Source organism: Pseudomonas sp. NPDC012596 (genome assembly GCF_042902325.1).
Lineage (GTDB): Bacteria > Pseudomonadota > Gammaproteobacteria > Pseudomonadales > Pseudomonadaceae > Aquipseudomonas.
Genome location: NZ_JBIBEB010000022.1, coordinates 1 through 18,769 on the forward strand (window position 1 = coordinate 1; position 18,769 = coordinate 18,769).

The window sequence follows — 18,769 nt, forward strand, 5'->3', positions numbered from 1 at the left end:
CGAAGCGCCGCGCGGGCGGCGCTCGATCTCAAAGGCGCTGAAGATCCCAAGGCAAGCGCTTCGCGAAGCGCCGCGCGGGCGGCGCTCGATCTCAAGGGCGCTAAAGATCCCAAGGCAAGCGCTTTGCGCACCGCCGCGCGGGCGGCGCTCGGTTTGTGCATCACCCCAAATCCACAGCGAACACCGTCAAATCCGCCTACGCTTGCCCAGGCTCGGGATGGTGGTCTGCGGTATCACTACCTCGACCTGCTCGCGACGGGTACTGGCCGCCAACCCGGCCAGGGTCGGCTGGCTGAACAAGGTGCGGGCATCGACATGCAGCCCGGCCTGACGCATGCGCGCCACCAGGCTTACCGCCAGCAACGAATGGCCGCCCAGCTCGAAGAAGTTGTCCTCGCGCCCTACCTGCTCAATCTTCAGCACTTCGGTCCAGATCGCTGCCAGCGCCGCCTCCAGCTCGCCCTCCGGCGCCCGGTACTCACGGCTGATCACCGCATCTTCACCGGGCGCCGGCAGCGCCTGGCGGTCGACTTTGCCGTTGGGGCTCAGCGGCAGTTGCGCCAGGGCGACAAATGCCTGCGGCACCATGTACTCGGGCATGCGCGCCAGCAGATGGCTGCGCAGCACTTGCAGGGCGGGCACCGGGCTGGCGTCGCGGCAGGTGAAATAGGCCACCAGGCGTTCTTCGCGCATCAGCACCACGCTTTGCCCAATGGCCGGGTGCGCCACCAAGGCTGCTTCGATCTCACCCAGTTCGACCCGCAGCCCGCGCAGCTTGACCTGGAAATCGTTACGCCCGACAAAGTCCAGCTCGCCATCCGCACGGTAGCGCACCAGGTCGCCGGTGCGGTACAGGCGGTCGCCCGGCGCAAAAGGGCTGGCGATGAAGCGCTCGGCCTGCAGCGTCGGTAGCCCCAGATAGCCACGGGCAACGCCAACGCCGCCAATGTGCAACTGCCCCACCGCGCCCAAGGGCACCGGGCGGTCGTGGGCATCGAGCACATACAGGCGGGTATTGGCGATGGGCCGGCCGATCGGTGGCGCCAGCGCGGGGAGCGGCTGATGCGCCTGCAGGGTCCAGGCGGTGCTGTCGACCGTCGCTTCGGTGGGGCCATACACGTTGTGCACGCGCACCTTGGGCAACCGCTCGCGCAGGCAGCACAACAGCGCCAAGGTCAACTCACCGCCGCCACAGAAGATATCGGTCAGGCTGGTGCAGCGCTCGACGCCCGGCTCATCCAGAAACTGGTGCAGCAAGGCCGGGACGAACTTCATCGTGGTCACCTGCCGCGCCTGGATCAACTCCACCAGGTACGCGGGGTCTCGGTGGCCGTCGGGGCGCGCCAGTACCAGGCGCAAGCCGGCACACAACGGCCAGAACAGCTCCCAGACCGAGCCATCGAAACTGAACGGCGCGCGTTGCAGCAAGGCATCCCCAGGCTGCGGGGGGCAGATCTGCGAGCCCCAGTGCATCAGGTTGCACAGGCCGCGGTGTTCGATCATCACGCCCTTGGGCGTACCGGTGGAGCCGGAGGTGTACATCACGTAGGCCAATTGCCCAGGCCCCAGGCCCGCCACCTGCGGGTTTTCGGCGCTGCAGGCTGGCCAATCGTCGCGGTCCAGGTCCAGCACCGGCGCTGCAAGCGCATCGAACAGGCCCAGCGTAGCGCCATGCACCAGCACCACAGTGGGCGCGCTGTCTTCGAGCATGAAACGCAGGCGCTCGGCCGGGTAACCTGGGTCCAGCGGCACATAGACGCCGCCGGCCTTGAGCACGCCGAGCAGCGCCAGCATCATCGACACGCCGCGCTCCACGCAGATGGCTACACGCGCATCGGGGCCAACGCCCAAGGCGATCAGGCGGTGGGCCAGGCGGTTGGCCTGGGCATTGAGCGTCTGGTAGTCGAGGCTGATGTCCTCGGCCTGCAAGGCAATGGCCAGCGGCGTGCGCCGCACCTGGGCCTCGAACAGCGCAGGCAGGGTGCTGCGCAACGGGCTTTGCCGGTCTTCGGTCTGGTTGAAGGTGTGCAACAGCTGCTGCAGTTCATCGGCGGGCACGCTGCAAAGGGTATTGAGCGCCTGGCTTTGCTGAAGGCTGTCGGCGAACTGGCGCAAGGTGGTCAGCAAATAGCCCAGCAGCCGCGCTGCGCCTATCGCACGCGGCGCACGCAGGGTGAGTTGCAGCGTATCGCCCAGGTCATCCACGGTCAGCACCCTGCCGTGGCTCAGCACTTCGCTGGCCGCGATCAGCGCTACGCCGGGCAGCACCTGCCCCTGCGGCAGCGCACCCTGGCGGTAGTTGATCAGGCTTTCGAACAACGGCGTGGCGGCCGGCAGCCCGCTGCAGCGCTGGGCCAGCAGCAAGGGCGCGTCTTCGTGCCCGAGCAAGGCGGCCAGGCGCGCGTGGGTCTGCGTCAATGCCTGGCCCAGCGGCTGGTCGCTCAGGCTGATGCGCAGCGGCAAACTATTGATGAACATGCCCAGCGCACGGTCAGCGCCCTCACCGGCCATGGCCCGCCCCAGCAGCACGGTGCCGATCACCACCTCGTCACGGCCCGACAAGCTGCCGAGCACCTGGGCCCAGGCCAAATGCAACAGGCTGGCCAGGCTCACCCCGTGTGCACGGGCCCGAGTACGCAGCAGCTCGCTCAGGCGACTCTCGAGCGCCAGGGCATGCGTCTGCAGGTCTTGCTCGTCAACCGCCACCGCGCCCAGCCCCGGCACGGGCGCCGGGGGCTCGACGTCAGCCAGCTGCTCACGGAAGTAAGCCTCATGGTGGGCCTGGCGCTCTGTCGCGCCGCTGAGCGCCACGTAGTTGCGGTACGGCACCGGCAGCGGCAATTGCTCGCCCCGGCCCTGCATGAACGCATCGAGTTCGCCGAACAGCACCTGCAATGAAACGGCATCGTTGACCAGGTGGTGGAAGCGCAGCAGCCCCAGCCAGCGGCCTTGCGCCGCGTCTTCGGCGGTGACCAGTGCCATCATCGGCGCCTGGCGCAAGTCCAGCGGCCGTTGTTGCGGGTCGTAGGCCTTGCGCAGCTGCGCCGCCACATCGCTGCCCGGCACTTCGGGCGCCCAGCGCTCGACGGGCAACGGCGCCTGGCGCCAGACCACTTGCTGCGGCTGCTCGAGGCCGTCCCACGCCAGGCTGGTGCGCAAAATGTCATGGCGCTTGATCACCTGCTGCAGGGCATCGGTAAAGGCCTGCAGCTGCGCATGGCTGGCAAAGGCGAACAGGGCCTGCTGCTGATAGGGGTCCTGGGCATCGGTGACATGGTGGTACAGCAAACCCTGCTGCAACGGTGCCAACGGGTAGATTTCCTGCACATTGCCAGCGCCACCTGGCACTGCCGCGACGATCCGGTCGATTGCGGCCTGGTTGAGTTTGGCGAGCGTGAGCATGTCGGGGGTAATGTGTTGGCACGCCGCTGGCACGCCATTGCCCGGTACCGTTGCGGCTTCCCCAACCACTACCGCGGCAGCCAGGCTGGCCAGGGTCGACTGGCCGAATAGCACCTGCACGTCAGCCTGAAGGCCCTGCTGACGCATGCGTTCGATCAGTTGCACCGCCAATAGCGAATGGCCGCCCAGTTCGAAGAAGTGGTCCTGGCGCCCTACCCGTTCGACCTGCAGCAGTTCGGCCCACAACAGTGCCAGGCGCTGCTCGACCTCACCGATCGGTGCTTGGTGCTCGCGGCGCACCTTGGCTGCCTCGTCGGCGGCCGGCAGCGCGCGGCGGTCGAGTTTGCCGTTGGCGGTGAGCGGCCAGCTTGCGATGTTGATATAGGCCGTTGGCAGCAAGGCGGCCGGTAGCCGCTCGCGCAGGTGCTCGTGCAGCTCACGGGGTGCCACCGCCGACTCGGCGATGAACCACGCCTGCAGTTGGCCGTCGCGCAGCAGCACCACGCACTCGCGCACCGCAGCATGGCTGGCCAACGCCGCTTCGATTTCCGCCAGTTCCACCCGCACACCGCGGACCTTCACCTGGTCGTCATTGCGCCCCAGGTATTCCAGCGTGCCGTCGGCCAACCAGCGCACCAGATCGCCGGTGCGGTACAGGCGGGCGCCGGGGCAGAACGGGTCGTCGATGAAGCGTTCGGCGGTCAGTTCGGGCCGGTTCAGGTAGCCACGGGCTACGCCGCTGCCGCCGATATACAGCTCACCCACCGCGCCGATCGGCAGCAACTGGCGATGCTCGTCCAGCACATACAGGCGAGTGTTGGCCACCGGGCCACCGATATGCAGTGGCCGGCCCGCCTCGACCAGGCCGGAGGTCGCTACCACCGTGGCCTCGGTGGGGCCGTAGTTGTTGATGACCCGGTAGCGGCGCTCGCGCGCCAGGCGGCGCAGGCGGTCGCCGCCGATCAGCAGGGTGTGCAAGGTTGGGTGCAGTACGCCCTGGGCAAAGGCATGTTCGGCCACCGGGGTAGGCAGGAAACTTACGTCCAGCGGTTGGTCGCGCCACCACTGCAGCAAGGCGTCGATATTCTCGGCGCCGTCGCGCACCGGTGCCAGATGCAACGTGGCGCCGCTGCACAGCGCCGGCCAGACTTCCCAGGCCATGGCATCGAAGCCGAAACCGGCCAGGCTCGACTGGTGCCGCCCTGGCCCCAGGTCGAAACTGGCGCAGTGCCAATCGACCAGGTTGGCCAGCATGCGGTGTTCGACCATTACCCCTTTGGGCAGCCCGGTGGAGCCGGAGGTGTAGATGACATAAACCAGATGGTTGGGTGCGAGCTGGGCGACGGCGGGCGCATCACCGGTCGCCCCGGCCCATGACAAGCGGTCCAGCTCTACCTGTGGCCGGCCGTGGGCCGGCAGGCGTTCACGCAAGTGCGAGAGGGTCAGCACCACCCGGGGCGCGCTGTCTTCCAGCAGGTAGGCCAGGCGCTCCTGCGGGTGAGCCGGGTCGATCGGTACATACGCAGCCCCGGCCTTGAGTACGGCCACCAGGCCAACCAGGGTATCCAGGCCACGCTGGGCGACCACCGCGACCCGCTGGTCGGGCCCTGCGCCCATGCCGATGAGTTGTTTTGCCAGGTGGTTGGCGCGCCGGTCGAGCTCGGCGTAGGTCAGGCTATTACCTTCGTGTAGCGCGGCGATTGCCTGCGGCCGGGCCCTGGCCTGGGCTTCGATGCGGCGATGGATCAGCATCTCGCCCTGCTGCCTGGCCACCGCCGAATCGTTCCAGCGCTGCAGTTGTGCCTGCTCGCTGGCGGTCGGCAGGTGGTAGGCGCCAATGCTCGCGTCAGGCTGCTGCAACCCTTGCTCGAGCACATGCAGCAGCCGGGCAGCCAGCGCGTCGACTTCGTCGGCACTGAACCACGCCCGGCTGTACACCAGGTGCAGGCAGGCCTGGTCGCTGTAGCTGTTGCTGCGCAGGTGCACGCTCAGCGGCGTCGGCTCGTGGCTGTTGCAGACCATCACCGTATGGCCGCCGACGTCACCGAAACGCAGGTCGTTGCTGTCCTCCTCGAACGACACCATCAGCTCGAACAGTTGCGGCCGCTCTTCGCGCAGCGCACCCAGCGCCCGGTTCTGTTCGCTCAGGGCGAAACGCTGATGGCGAAAATCCTGCTTGAGTGCGTCACGTATGCCCCGCACCAGTTCAGCGAACGAACGGCTGCGGCCAAAGTCCATGCGCAATGCGCTGACCTGGGTGAACAGCCCCATGGTCGATTTGAATCGGGCGTTGCCACGGTTGCGCACTGGCAGGCCGACCACCCACTCGTCGCGTTGCCAGGTGCGCGCGCAGCACACATGCATCGCCGCCAGCAGCACATGGAACGCCGAAGCCTGCAGGTCTGTTGCCAGCTGCCGCATCCGCGCCAGCAGGCCGGCATCGAAGGGTTGTTCAAGGGCGCCACTCGGCTCGCCGGCCTGTACCGCGCCACGTTCACGCGGCACCAGTAAGGCATCGGGGAGTTGCGTGAATTTGCCCAGCCAGTAGTCGCGGTCACGGCCATGACGGGGCGACGCCTGATACTGGGCGTCGTCGTCGATGAATTCCCGGTAGGACGGCCCCGTGGCAGGCAAAGGCAGGCCGTGCCCCAGCAGGCCATAGCAGTCGGCGAGCTGCTTGAACCACAGGTCAACGCCCCAGCCGTCGAGGATCAGGTGGTGCGCCTGCACGGCGAGCAGGTAGCGCTGATCTTCCAGCCTGACCAGCTGCGCGGCCCACAGGGCGCCGCCATCCAAGGCGAAGACCTTTTGCATCTGGGCGCTGAGCAGGCGCCGGGCGGCGCCGAACGGGTCGTCGCTGGTGCGCAGGTCGTGCTCGGGCAACCCCACCGCCAGGTCTTCGGCAAAGCGCTGGCGAGGTACACCCTGCCCAGGCACCAGCACCGTACGCAGCCCGTCGTGCAACGCCACCAGGTGCGCCAGGGCCGCGCGCAGCCGTTCGACGTCAACAGCACCACCCAGCTCGACATAAGCGCCTATGTTGTAAAGCGGCGAGTCGCCGTGGCTGATCTGGTCCAGCCAGATGTCGCGCTGGGCAACGGTCAGGGCAAAGGTTTGGGCGGCAGGCATGAGGGCTCAGGTCCTTCTGATTGATCATCCGCGGATTCAAGCATCGCCACCCCACCCTGTATGGCCCCTTAAACCCGGACAATCCCGGTGGCCGTCCACGGCGGCTGAAATATCTGTAGGAGATTGGCCATAGCTAGCTGCCCCTGATGGCCTACGCCCTGCGGGATAGTGCGGGATCAGCCGCGAACCGACAGGCTTATGACGTCAATTCGCTGGCTGCTGGCCACAACGCCTGCTGCGGCGCCGCATTAATGCCTACATTGGACTCCGCCATTACTGGCATTTTCTGTCCCGGTTTCCCGCTACAGACGCAGCAATCCGGGCACGCTTGAATACCGCTATCACCCGCTTGCCACCCGGAGACTCGACTGCGAGACCACCCGCCGTAACGCTTTGAATCAAGGACGACAACGCTATGAAGCTGACCGCCAGCCTCGACTACCGCCCCGACCCTCAGCTGTATCTGCAACTGGGCGAGCTGATCGCCAGCAGCGGCGCCGATGACTTCGCCGAGCAGATGTATCGCCTGGTCGATGCCCAGGTGCCGGTCCACAGGCTCGACCTCAGCGAATGGACCCTCGACCCACGCCAGGCCAGTGTCAGCCGCATCAAGCTGCTGGGCAGCGCCGGCCCTGAGCAACCACAGGCTGTAGATACCCTGCGCCACCCGCTGCTGCAAAGCATCATGCAGATGAAGGACCCGCTGCTGATCGAGTTCAAGGCCCCCCTGAACGCCTGCCACAGTGCCCACCAGTGCAACTTGGTTTCGCGCAGCGGCGACCGCCGCTGGGTCATCTGTTTCCATCGCCTGCCCAGCCAGCGGCCCTTCAGCCTGAGTGAGCTGTCGCAGCTCAAGAGCCTTTCCGACACCCTGCTGCCGTTGGTGGAACACCATGGCCAGCTGCTGGGCCAAGGCACGGCTCGCCGGGCCGGTACAGCCGCCTCGGCTGTGGACGCCGGCTCGCTGCGCCAATCCTTGACCGAACGCCTGGCGCAGGATGCCGTCAAGCTCTCGACCCGCGAGCAGGAAGTCTGCCTGGGCCTGCTGACAGGGGGCACCGTGCCCGAGATAGCGCAACGGCTGAATGTGAAGAACAGTTCGATCGAAACCTACCTCAAGCGCGCCACTGCCAAGCTGGGGGTCAGTGGCCGCCACGGCCTGGCGAAATGGATGGCGGGCGCCTGACTGTGCGAGAACCGGTAATGCCCCGACATGCCCTTACCCTGTGCGCTGCACTGCTGTGCGGCTGCTCCCTGGTGCCCGATTATCAACGCCCGGCGCCGCCGGTGGCCGGGCAGTTCCCGCAAGGGCCGGCTTACCAGGGCGATGCACTGGCACGCCAGCCTGCGCAGGACTGGCGCCAGGTGTTCCAAGACCCTGTACTGCGCCAGTTGATCGACGCCGCCCTGGCCAACAACCGTGACTTGCGCACCGCAGCGCTGAATGTGGAGGCCTATCGCGCCCAGTACCGCATCCAGCGTGCCGACCTGCTGCCCAAGGTGTCCGCCGACGCCCAAGGTACGCGCCAGTACCTGCCGCGCAGCATGACCGGCACTGACCAGGGCGTGATCTCCTCCACCTATGCGGCAACCCTGGGCGTCAGCGCCTACGAGCTGGACCTGTTCGGCCGGGTGCGCAGCCTCAGCGACCAGGCGCTGCTCACCTACCTGGCCAGCGATCAGGCGCGGCGCAGTACGCAATTGAGCCTGGTGGCGAGTGTTGCCAACGTTTACCTGACCTGGCGTGCCGACCAGGAACTGCTCACGCTCGCCCTGGAAACCCTGGCTGCGGACGAACGCAGCCTGCGCCTGACCAGCAACCAGCGCCGCGCAGGCACGGTGTCGGCGCTGGACCAGATCCAGGCACGCACCAGTGTCGACAGCACCCGTGCTGCGGTGGCGCGCTACAAGCGCCAGGTGGCCGAAGACCTCAACCAGTTGACCTTGCTGGTGGGCGCACCGGTGGCCGCTGACCTGGCCGCCCTGCCCTTGGCCGACGAACAGATCGCGGGCTTGCCGGCCGGCCTGCCCTCCGACCTGCTGCGCCGCCGCCCGGACATCGTGCAGGCCGAGTACCAGCTGCGCGCGGCCAATGCCAATATCGGCGCAGCGCGGGCAGCGTTCTTCCCGAGCATCAGCCTGACCGCCAATGCCGGCAGCACCAGCCCGGAGCTGAACGGGCTGTTCGACGCAGGCTCCGGCACCTGGCTGTTCCAACCGCAGATCAGCTTGCCGATCTTCACCGCTGGCAGCCTGCGCGCCAGCCTCGACTACGCCCAGTTGCAAAAGGACATCCAGGTGGCCCAGTACGAAAAGGCCATCCAGAGCGCCTTTCAGGAAGTGGCTGACGGGCTGGCGGCGCGGGCCACCTACCAGCGGCAGTTGCAGGCGCAGCGCGACCTGGTGGCGTCCAACCAGCGTTATTACAACCTGGCCGAGCACCGCTACCGCATTGGCGTAGACAGCAGCCTGACGTTCCTCGATGCACAACGCTCGCTGTTCACCGCACAGCAGGGTTTGATCAGCGACCGGCTGGCGCAGCTGGTGGCCGAGGTGAACCTGTATGCAGCGTTGGGCGGGGGGTGGCAGGAGGCTGGGGCACCTGGCAGGCAACTGTAGGCCGCAGCGCGCCCCCACAGGGGCTAGACTGAACAGACCAGATGGCATGAACCGGGGGGCTGCCCACACGAGGAGGTGTGCGATGAGCCAGTTCAAGCGTTTGTTAGTCATGCTCGGCCCGCAGATGCGATACACGCCGGCGCTGCAACGCGCGGCGGCGTTGGCGGAGTCCAGTGGTGCATTGCTGGACATCAACGTGTTCGTCGACGATGTCGACACCTTTGGCCTGATGGGCGACGGCCGCGAACGCGAGCGATTGCTCGCCGACAACCGCCAATGGCTGGCCGACGCCACCGAGCAGTTGCGCAATGCCGGCCTGGATGTCTCCACCGAGTTGCTACTGACCCGCGACCCGCTGGGCAGTGCCATCGAGCGCATCGAGCAGCTAGGCTGCGACCTGCTGGTCAAGGACGTGCAGCACGAACCGGTGCTCAAGCGCCTGCTGGTAACGCCGCTGGACTGGCAACTGCTCAAGGACAGCCCGGTGGCGGTGCACCTGGTCAGCGACATTCGCCTGCCACTGCCACGGCAGATCGCTGCAGCGGTCGACCTCAACAGCCACGGCGCTGGCGAACACCTGGACGAGCAGGTCATTCACTGCGCCCATGCCCTGGCGCTGCAATGCAACGGCGAGGTTCATCTGGTGCATGTGTGCGATGCGGCACGGACCCATATCGCCGATTTCGGCGCCGGCACAGTGACCATGCCCGGCTTCGATGCCAGTGTGCGCACCGCGCAGCGGGCGGCGTTCAACCGCCTGGGTGACCATCATCAGGTACCGCTGGAACGCCGGCATTTTCTTGAAGGGCCAGCGATTCGCGCGATTGCGCAATTTGTCAGCCACAGCCGCATGGATGTGATCGTGATGGGTAGCCACCGGCATGACGCCATGCAGACGTTCCTTGGCGGGACTACGGCGCATGTGCTGGAACACCCGCTGTGCAATGTGTTGGGGATCAAAGGGGCTGGCTGAGGCATGTCTTGGCGTTTTTGCCGGTCATGAGATCGCGTAGCGCTTGCCTTGGGATCTTCAGCGCCCTTGAGATCGAGCGCCGCCCGCGCGGCGCATCGCGAAGCGCTTGCCTTGGGATCTTCAGCGCTCTTGAGATCGAGCGCCGCCCGCGCGGCGCATCGCGGGCAAGCCCGCTCCTACATTTGTTGCAACGCGCCGTTCCAGTCAGGCCATTGTTGTTCGCCTTGGCGCAAGGCTGAAGACAGGTGGGGCGGCAGCAGTGCCAGCCGAAAAATCTCGTCGAGCAACCAAGGCTAACAACTATGGCCTCACAGGCCATGGCACGTTGCAACAAATGTAGGAGCGGGCTTGCCCGCGATGCGCCGCGCGGGCGGCGCTCGATCTCAAGGGCGCTGAGGATCATACGGCGAGCGCCTCGCGATCCCCTATCCTCCGGGCTAGTCTCGCCCCCAACCTGGCACTCCAGCTCCATTTAAAAATAATGCATTTGATAATGATTCGTAGTAGTTTCGCGACGCTTCCTCCACATCCCTAGCGCCCTACTTCAGGATCGTACCGTCGATGCGTCGCACATTCGTTTCGCTTTGTGTGCTCCATGCTGTCTCCCCGCTGGCTTTCGCCGAGCCCGAACCGCTCAACGACCCCAGGCAGATCGAACTCCAGGCCCTGAGCATTACTGGCAGCGCCGACAGCGAGCGCGCCGATGGGCCGGTCGATGGCTACAAGGCCAACCGCTCGGCCAGTGCCACCCGCACCGACACCGCCCTGCACGGCACCCCGCAGTCGATCAGCGTGGTGCCCAAGGATGTGCTCGAAGATACCGGTGCGACGCGCCTGCAGGACGGCCTGGACTACGCCGGCGGCGTCGGCCGAGCCAACAACTTTGGCGGCCAGGGCCTGACCACCTTCACCGTGCGCGGCTTCACTACCGGCGAGTTCTACCGCAACGGCTTCCCGATCAACCGGGGCTACCCCAACGCGCCTGACGCCAACAGCGTCGAACGCCTGGAAGTGATCCGCGGCCCGGCCACCAGCCTGTATGGCCGTGGCGACCCCGGCGGGACCTTCAACGTGGTCAGCAAGCAACCGCTTGCCGACCCCAAGGTGACCCTCGGCAGCCAATTCGACGACCAGGGCATGCACCGGGCCACCCTTGACGCCACCGGGCCGCTCAACCAGGACGGCTCGCTGGCCTACCGGCTGAACGTGCTTGGGGAAGGCGGCGACAGCTTCCGTGACGATGTCGAGAGCGAACGCTACGACGTCGCGCCGGTACTCAGCTGGCAGGTCAACGACGCCACCAGGATCGTCTTCGAGGGCGATTTCATGCGTAACAACCACCCACTGGACCGGGGCCTGACTCGCCTGCCCGGCCAGCGCGGCACGGCGTCACGCGATACCAACATCTGGGAAAAAGGCAGCGACAACCTGCTGCACAACGACAACAACATGGCGCAGCTGCGCTTCGAGCACGCGCTGAACAACGACTGGACGCTCGGCGGCGGCATGCAATGGCTGGACGGCTCGCTCAAGGGCAACGCCGTCGAAGCCAACGGCTTGCAGGCGGACGGCCGCACCCTGGGGCGCAACTTCAACTACCGCAAGCTGGAGTGGACCGACCGCGATTACCAGCTCAACCTCACCGGCCACTTCGACGCGGGCGGCTTTGCCCACACCCTGCTGACCGGCATCGAGTACGAAGACTACGACTACAACTCGATCATCCAGCGCTCGGCCGCCGGCACCGGCGCTTACCCGATCGACATTTTCAACCCGGTGCTCGGCCAGGCGCGCCCGGCCCTCACCCGCACGACCACGCACGACAAGGAAAACCTCAAAACCTGGGCGGCCTTCATCCAGGACCAGGTCGCCCTGACCGACCGCCTCAAGGCCCTCGCCGGCGTGCGTTTCGAGCGCTACGAGCACGACTACGACAACAAGCTCAACACTGCGGGCGACTTCAGCAAGGGCGAGAACGGTGTGACCCCGCGGTTCGGCCTGCTCTACGACCTCACCGATACGCTGGCGGTGTACGCCAATACCGCGCGCTCGTTCAAGCCCAACAGTGGCGCCAGCCTGCAAGGCAGCGGCTTTGACCCGGAAAAGGGCAAGTCGTATGAACTGGGCGTGAAATGGGAGGCGCCGGACCGTCAGCTGAGTGTCGATGCCGCGATTTACCACATCGTCAAAGAGAACGTGCTGACCCGCGACCCAAGTGACCCCAGCGGCACTTACAGCATCGCTGCCGGCGAAGTGCGCAGCCGCGGCCTGGACATCAACATTGCCGGCAACCTCACGCCGCAATGGCGTGTGATCGGTGGCTACGCCTATGTCGACGCCGAGGTCACCAAGGACAACACGGTGCCCACCGGCACGCGCCTGGCGAACATCCCGCGCAACAGCTTCAGCCTGCTGAACACATACGAGTTCCAGGATGGCGTGGCCAAAGGGCTGGGCCTGGGTGTTGGGGTGAAGTATATCGATGACCGTGCCGGGCAGACCGCAGCGACCACCTACACCATGGAGCGTTACAGCGTCGTCGACCTGCTGAGCTTCTACAAGGTCAACGAGCACGTGCGGCTGAACCTGGATGTTAAGAACGTGTTCAACAAGGGCTATGACGAGGGGGCATTCAATACCTACGTCTATCCGGGCGCGCCGCGTACGGTGCAGGCTGGGGTTTCCTACACCTTCTAAGCTGCCGGGGCCGCGATGCGGCCCCTTCGCTTCAGAAGCCCTTACTGTAGAACAGCGAGTACGATTCGATGCCGTCGTTTGGCTGCTTGATGCCGGCGTTGGAGTAATGCATGGCGCGAATGCCGACCTTCTGCTCGCCCGGCAGCTTCAGACCAAAGCCGATACGGTCCTCGAAGTTGAAGGACGAGCCCAGGCGCTGGTCGCCCACTTCGGTCTTGGAGAACGCCGCCAGGCCGATGCCGGCCTCGATGTACGGGGTGTAGGTGAAGCCGCTGAACTCGTAGGTGAATACCGGGCTGAACGACAGCGAGTGGGCGCCGCTGGCATCGCCGCCTTCCCAGTAGGTGTAGGCCGCATCCCAGTAGCCGCTTACGTAACCGGTGCTGCTTTCCAGCCATTTCTTGTCCCAGTCGAACGACAAGCCAATACGGTAGGTCATGTCGCCCTGGCTGGTGGCGCCAACGGCACCTGAAACCTGCGCCGCCTGGGCCAGGTTGGCCCCGGCGAAAGCCAGTACGGCAGCGGCCAGCGCAGTGGCAAGAGGGGTTTTCATCGATGACTTCTCCTGATGGTCAACACGGGCAAACGGGGGCTTTTCGCCCCTCGATTTTTACGGTGACCGGTGCATCCAACCGGTCACACGGGGTAATACTTTTCTGATTATTGTCCAGATAATCAGAAAGTTGAAAGTGAATTGCCACTAATGGCTATTTGTATGCCTTGAGATCTTCAGCGCCCATGAGATCGAGCGCCGCCCGCGCGGCGCATCGCGGGCAAGTCGGATCGCCGCACCGCCGCTCCCACATTTGTTGCAACGCGCCGTTCCAGTCAGGCCATGGTTGTTCGCCTTGGCGCATGGCAGAAGACAGGTGGGGCGCCAGCAGTGCCAGCCGAAAAATCTCGTCGAGCCACCAAGGCTAACAACTATGGCCTCACAGGCCATGGCACGTTGCAACAAATGTGGGAGCGGCGGTGCGGCGATCCGACTTGCCCGCGATGCGCCGCGCGGGCGGCGCTCGATCTCAGCGGCGCTAAAAATCCCAAGGCAGGCGCTTCGCGATGCCCCGGGCGGGCGGCGCTCGATCTCAAGAGCGCTGAAGACCTCAAGGCAAGCACTTCATCGCCAATTGAGGTTAACCGTAGCCGGTGCCTTGCCGCTTACGGTCACCTGCTGCTGCACCGTGGTGCCACCGGCCTGCCCGATCACCCTGTACCGGCCTGGCGGCAGCTGCACATACAGCAACGGGCCGGCATCCTGCACGCTCAGCAAGGACGTGCCCTGAGCATTCTGAATATCCACAGTGGCACCGCTCTGGAACTTGCCTTCCGGGCCCGTGGAGAGCTCGACGTGCAGGTCATAACCTGTGGTTTTGCGCAGGGCGTTGGCCTCGTCCTGGCCGATACCGCCTTGCACATAGCGAATACCGTTCTGCTCTTGCGGTTGCAGCTGTACCGCCTGCATGTCGATCGGGGCATTGAGATCGGCCGCCGCGGCCAGGGTCCAGGGGAACGCCAGCGCGAGCAGCAGCGTGGCACCCAGAGCATAGTGATGATTACGCATGGTCAGCGCCTCCTTGAGGAGATGGCTTACCTGATATTTGATCCCTGCCCTGCCGCCGGGTTCACGTCGCGCGCCGCTCTTCGAGCAGTTTCACGAACATGCTCAGGCTGCACGACACGGTGCCGCGACGCCATACCAGCCAGGTCTTGAGGAAGCGAAAATCTTCCGACATCGGCCAGGCGCTGACCGTGCTGCAGCCGGGCATGTTGTCGAGCATGCTGCGTGGCAACATGGCCAGGCCAGCCCCGGCGCTGACGCAGGCGAGCATGCCATGGTACGACTCCATCTCGTGGATCTTGCCCGGCACGGCCTGGTCCTGAACGAACCAGTTCTCGAAATGGTGGCGGTACGAGCAGTTGGCGCGAAAGGCGTAGATGCTCGCGCCATTCACATCCTGGGCGCGGGTCACCGGCGGGTGGTTGAGCGGTGAGATGATCACCATCTCTTCCTCGAACACCGGCATGCCCTCGAGCGTCGGGTGCAGCAGCGGGCCATCGACGAAGGCCGCCACCAGCCGCCCGGACAACACCCCTTCGAGCATGGTCCCGGAGGGCCCGGTAGACAGATCCAGGTCGACCTTGGGGTAACGCTGGTTGTAAGCCGCCAGCAGTGCCGGGATGCGCACCGCAGCGGTACTCTCCAGCGAACCCAGGGCGAAGGTGCCCTGCGGGTCTTCGCCGGCCACGGTCAAGCGCGCCTCGTGCACCAGGTCGAGAATACGCCGGGTGTACTCGAGGAAGTTCCAGCCTGCAGGTGACAGCCGAAGGCGGCTTTTCTCGCGGATGAACAGCTCGACGCCGAGGTCCTCCTCCAGCTGCTTGATGCGCGTGGTCAGGTTGGACGGCACCCGATGGATGTGCTGGGCGGCGGCGCTGATGCTGCCCTGCTCGGCCACGGCTTTGAAGATCTCCAGTTGCACCAGGTCCACAGTCATTCTCCAAACGTGAATGTTTCGCTCATTATTATTCAGTTTTCATTAAACCCCTAGCCCACTAGTCTGGCCTCATTGATAAACAACAACGAGTGTCCAGCCATGAGCGCGATCAGCAGCCTGACCCACGCCATCTCCGTCGACCCGCACAGCGGCGAACAGATCGGCAGCTACCCCTTCGACACCGACGCCGCACTGGAAGCGGCGCTGCAACGTGCCAAGGTCGGCTACCGCCAGTGGCGCCAGGTGTCGCTGGGTCAGCGTAGCGAGTCCCTGCTGGCCCTGGCCGCTACACTGCAGGCCAAGGCTGAAGCCTTCGCGCAGATGATCAGCCGCGAAATCGGCAAGCCGATCAGCCAGGCCCGCGGTGAAGTGAGCAAGTGCGTGGGCCTGTGCCAGTGGTACGCCGAGCACGGCCCGGCGATGCTCGCCGCCGAACCGACCCAGGTCGAAAAGGCACGTATCGAGTACCGCCCGCTGGGTCCGATTCTGGCGGTGATGCCGTGGAACTTCCCGATCTGGCAGGTGCTGCGTGGCGCCGTGCCGGCGATCCTGGCCGGCAATACCTACGTGCTCAAGCACGCACCGAACGTGATGGGCAGCGCCTACCTGCTGGGTGAACTGTTCAAGGACGCTGGCCTGCCTGAGGGCGTGTTCGAGGTGTTGAACGTCACGCCTGAAGGCGTCACCCGCGCCATCAACGACCCACGCATCGCCGCAGTGACCCTCACCGGCAGCGTGCGCGCCGGCATGGCCATCGGTGCCCAAGCCGGTGCTGCGCTGAAGAAGTGCGTACTGGAGCTGGGCGGTTCCGACCCGTTCATCGTGCTGGCTGACGCCGACCTGGATGCCGCAGTCAAGGCAGCCGTCATCGGCCGCTACCAGAACACCGGGCAAGTCTGCGCTGCAGCGAAGCGCCTGATTGTCGAAGAGCGCATCGCCGAGGCATTCACGCAAAAATTCGTTGAGGCGACCCGCCAGCTGAAAGTCGGCAACCCGCTTGAAGATGACACCTACATCGGCCCGATGGCCCGCTACGACCTGCGCGACGAGCTCGATGGCCAGGTTCAGGCGACCCTCGCCGAAGGTGCCACTCTGCTGCTGGGCGGCAACAAGGTCGAAGGCGTGGGCAACTTCTACGCCCCTACCGTGTTCGCCAACGTCACGCCGGACATGACGGCGTTCAAGCAGGAGCTGTTCGGCCCGGTAGCGGCGATCATCACTGCCCGCGATGCCGACCATGCAGTGGAGCTGGCCAACGACAGCGAATTCGGCTTGGCGTCGACTATCTACACCGCTGACTACGCCCTGGCCGAGCGCATGACGGCAGCACTGGATACCGGTGGTGTGTTCATCAACGGTTACTGCGCTTCCGACCCCCGCGTGGCGTTTGGTGGGGTGAAGAAGAGTGGTTTCGGCCGCGAGCTGTCGCACTTTGGGGTGCGCGAGTTCACCAATGCGCAGACGGTGTGGCTGGATCGTAACTGATTGCCGTTGGGGCCGCTTTGCGGCCCCAAACAATCTCAATCCCGAACCTGATCCTTGACCCAGTCCAGCATCCCCCCGGGCACGATCAACTCATGCCGCGCCCGCGAACACGCGGTATACAACCCCGCCAGCATCCGTGCCCGCTCATTGCGGTTGCCCGCCGCCAGCGGTGCGACCATCAGCTCCGGCGATACCATCACCCGGGCGAATTCCATGTTCTTCACATCCCGCACGCGGCCCAGGAACAGCTTGGGCGCCTTGTCCCAGCGGTAGCGGCTCTTGGCCTTGGCGAAGTGCTCCGCGGTGTAGCCCTTGCGCAGCATGTTGGCCACGGCGACAAAGGCCTTGTCGTCACCCTTGTCCTGCTCCAGCGCCTGCCAGCTGGGGTAACGGAACAGCATCGGGTGGCGTGGCCGCGTACCGTGGCGGTACAGCTCGATACAGTCCTCGACGAACAGCTCGAAATCCTTGCGTGCGCTTTTCAGCAGCACGAACGGCACGCCCTGGTGGGTCAGGCGCTGGAACCAGCCGAACAGCCCCCACTCGTCATCGACGATCAGCGCAGTAGGTTGCGTGGGCACCGTGACGGTGTCGAAGAAGCTGACCCGCGTGTAATGCTCGGCACTGCCGCTGAAGGCGGCCTGGATGGCCGCCGGGTGAGCCTGGATCAACGGGTTGAGCACGTTGTCCATGGCCGGCCCGGCGCGCAGTGAATGGTCGATGTAACGCTGGCGGATGAAACCGCCATGGTGCGGGCTCAAGCCGTTGAGGTTCTGCAGCTCGTCGCCCAGGGCGATGACCGACTGCGGGCTGCGGTCCAGCACGCTGAGCATCGGCGCGGACAACTCATGGGCTTCGTCGACGATCACGTGGGTGTAGCGGCTGTCGATGAGCTCGGCCGTGAGCGACAGCAGCTTGACCCGATGGTAATCGCGCACGGGCAACTGAACCTCGCGCGATGAAGGGCGGATCAGCTCCTGCCAGTACAAGCGGGCCTTCTCCAGCAGCACTTCCTGGTCCAGCGGCGAGGTGCCCGGGCCGGCCCAGGGCAAGTGGTGCAACTGCACCTGGGTATCGCCGCTGCGGCAGAAACTGCGCACAGCCTTGATGCACAGGGCGACCACGTCGCAGGCGGCCAGCGGGCCGATGTCGGGGATAGCCAGCCATTTCACCACTTGCGCTTCCTGCGGGCGCCACGACAGTTTGGTGCGATAGGGGTCGCGCAGGCGCCAGCCGTTGCTGGTGAGGTCGCGGTTGAGAATCTCGTCGGCCAACTGGCCGAAGGTCATCGCAGTGTAGGCTGCGGCGTCTTTGACCCGCGCCTGCAGCGCCCGCAACTGGCCTTCGGTGAGGGCCAGCAGCAAGGTACGCTGCGGGTCCAGCAGGCGCGCGAACTGGTGAATCAGGAAGGTCTTGCCGGTGCCGGCGAAACCCTGCACCGCCACCGATTCGTCCACACCGCAAAGAAATTCGCGCAGCAGGCGGTTTTGCTGGTCACTGAGCATCAGGTCGCTGGCCAGTGACGGCAGGTACACCGGGTGCAACGGGGTCACACGCTGGCGGTAGCTGTCGGCGAACTGGAAATTCCACTGGCCCTCGGCGTCCACAAACTCGTCTGCCGGGTACTCGACCTCCGGTGAAACCAGGCCGACGCCGTTTTCACCGAGCAGGCCGAGGCCCATGGCGAACGCCTCGCGGTCAAAGTGCTGTGCCACCTGGCCTTGAAAGCGCCCTGGTGCCGCCGCTTCGACTTCGTTGGCGATGCGTACTATCTCGGCAAAACGGCGTTCCTGGGCGTCAGCGGACACGCCGGCTGGCTGGCGCGGCACATTCTGCACGAACAGCACGGCGGCCGCCTCCAGCAGGCTGGCGGTCGGGAAGTAGTCGATGGCAGTGGGCGCGCTGGCCAGGCGGTCGGCCTGGTCGCTGGGCAAGGGCAGGTAGAACATCAGGACCTCGGGTGGAAACT

General features: G+C 65.5%; 10 protein-coding genes. 5 read left to right on the forward strand and 5 right to left on the reverse strand.

Going from position 1 to position 18,769, the window contains the following annotated elements; translation table 11 throughout:
* Positions 1-186: 186 nt before the first annotated feature.
* Complete coding sequence (locus ACFY68_RS22585) at positions 187-6,531, reverse strand: amino acid adenylation domain-containing protein (protein WP_387531932.1); 6,345 nt, start codon at positions 6,529-6,531, stop codon at positions 187-189.
* A 415-nt stretch (positions 6,532-6,946) separates the two neighbouring features.
* Between ACFY68_RS22585 and ACFY68_RS22590 the strand changes: the two genes are divergently transcribed.
* From ACFY68_RS22590 to ACFY68_RS22605, 4 genes are all read left to right on the forward strand, one after another.
* Positions 6,947-7,717: a helix-turn-helix transcriptional regulator gene (locus ACFY68_RS22590; RefSeq protein WP_387531935.1), complete on the forward strand. Its 771-nt coding sequence runs from the start codon at positions 6,947-6,949 to the stop codon at positions 7,715-7,717.
* A gap of 17 nt (positions 7,718-7,734) precedes the next feature.
* Positions 7,735-9,150, forward strand: coding sequence for an efflux transporter outer membrane subunit (locus ACFY68_RS22595; protein WP_387531938.1), 1,416 nt, complete (start codon positions 7,735-7,737; stop codon positions 9,148-9,150).
* 82 nt (positions 9,151-9,232) lie between these two features.
* Positions 9,233-10,123: a universal stress protein gene (locus ACFY68_RS22600; RefSeq protein ID WP_387531941.1), complete on the forward strand. Its 891-nt coding sequence runs from the start codon at positions 9,233-9,235 to the stop codon at positions 10,121-10,123.
* Positions 10,124-10,684: 561 nt separating this feature from the next.
* Positions 10,685-12,820, forward strand: coding sequence for a TonB-dependent siderophore receptor (locus tag ACFY68_RS22605; protein ID WP_387531944.1), 2,136 nt, complete (start codon positions 10,685-10,687; stop codon positions 12,818-12,820).
* A 31-nt stretch (positions 12,821-12,851) separates the two neighbouring features.
* On the opposite strand, the gene ACFY68_RS22610 is transcribed toward ACFY68_RS22605, so the two are convergent.
* The 3 genes from ACFY68_RS22610 to ACFY68_RS22620 all read right to left on the reverse strand — a co-directional run bounded on the left by ACFY68_RS22610 (position 12,852) and on the right by ACFY68_RS22620 (position 15,309).
* On the reverse strand, positions 12,852-13,373 hold the full coding sequence (locus ACFY68_RS22610) for an acyloxyacyl hydrolase (RefSeq protein ID WP_387531947.1): 522 nt from the start codon (positions 13,371-13,373) through the stop codon (positions 12,852-12,854).
* A gap of 564 nt (positions 13,374-13,937) precedes the next feature.
* Positions 13,938-14,381 (reverse strand): carboxypeptidase regulatory-like domain-containing protein, encoded by a 444-nt coding sequence (locus ACFY68_RS22615; protein ID WP_387531950.1) that lies wholly within the window; start codon positions 14,379-14,381, stop codon positions 13,938-13,940.
* 61 nt (positions 14,382-14,442) lie between these two features.
* Positions 14,443-15,309, reverse strand: coding sequence for a LysR substrate-binding domain-containing protein (locus ACFY68_RS22620; protein WP_387532136.1), 867 nt, complete (start codon positions 15,307-15,309; stop codon positions 14,443-14,445).
* 105 nt (positions 15,310-15,414) lie between these two features.
* Here ACFY68_RS22620 and ACFY68_RS22625 point away from each other — a divergent pair, with 105 nt between their 5' ends.
* Positions 15,415-16,800, forward strand: coding sequence for an aldehyde dehydrogenase family protein (locus ACFY68_RS22625; protein WP_387531953.1), 1,386 nt, complete (start codon positions 15,415-15,417; stop codon positions 16,798-16,800).
* A 35-nt stretch (positions 16,801-16,835) separates the two neighbouring features.
* Here the strand turns inward: ACFY68_RS22625 and ACFY68_RS22630 are convergent, their stop codons facing one another.
* Positions 16,836-18,749 (reverse strand): hypothetical protein, encoded by a 1,914-nt coding sequence (locus ACFY68_RS22630; RefSeq protein ID WP_387531956.1) that lies wholly within the window; start codon positions 18,747-18,749, stop codon positions 16,836-16,838.
* Between the last annotated feature and the right edge of the window lie 20 nt (positions 18,750-18,769).

Excerpts from the sequence above, each read along its gene's own strand:
- ACFY68_RS22585 (WP_387531932.1), bottom strand. The coding sequence starts at position 6,531 with ATGCCTGCCGCCCAAACCTTTGCCCTGACCGTTGCCCAGCGCGACATC.
- ACFY68_RS22590 (WP_387531935.1), top strand. The coding sequence starts at position 6,947 with ATGAAGCTGACCGCCAGCCTCGACTACCGCCCCGACCCTCAGCTGTAT.
- ACFY68_RS22595 (WP_387531938.1), top strand. The coding sequence starts at position 7,735 with ATGCCCCGACATGCCCTTACCCTGTGCGCTGCACTGCTGTGCGGCTGC.
- ACFY68_RS22600 (WP_387531941.1), top strand. The coding sequence starts at position 9,233 with ATGAGCCAGTTCAAGCGTTTGTTAGTCATGCTCGGCCCGCAGATGCGA.
- ACFY68_RS22605 (WP_387531944.1), top strand. The coding sequence starts at position 10,685 with ATGCGTCGCACATTCGTTTCGCTTTGTGTGCTCCATGCTGTCTCCCCG.
- ACFY68_RS22610 (WP_387531947.1), bottom strand. The coding sequence starts at position 13,373 with ATGAAAACCCCTCTTGCCACTGCGCTGGCCGCTGCCGTACTGGCTTTC.
- ACFY68_RS22615 (WP_387531950.1), bottom strand. The coding sequence starts at position 14,381 with ATGCGTAATCATCACTATGCTCTGGGTGCCACGCTGCTGCTCGCGCTG.
- ACFY68_RS22625 (WP_387531953.1), top strand. The coding sequence starts at position 15,415 with ATGAGCGCGATCAGCAGCCTGACCCACGCCATCTCCGTCGACCCGCAC.
- ACFY68_RS22630 (WP_387531956.1), bottom strand. The coding sequence starts at position 18,749 with ATGTTCTACCTGCCCTTGCCCAGCGACCAGGCCGACCGCCTGGCCAGC.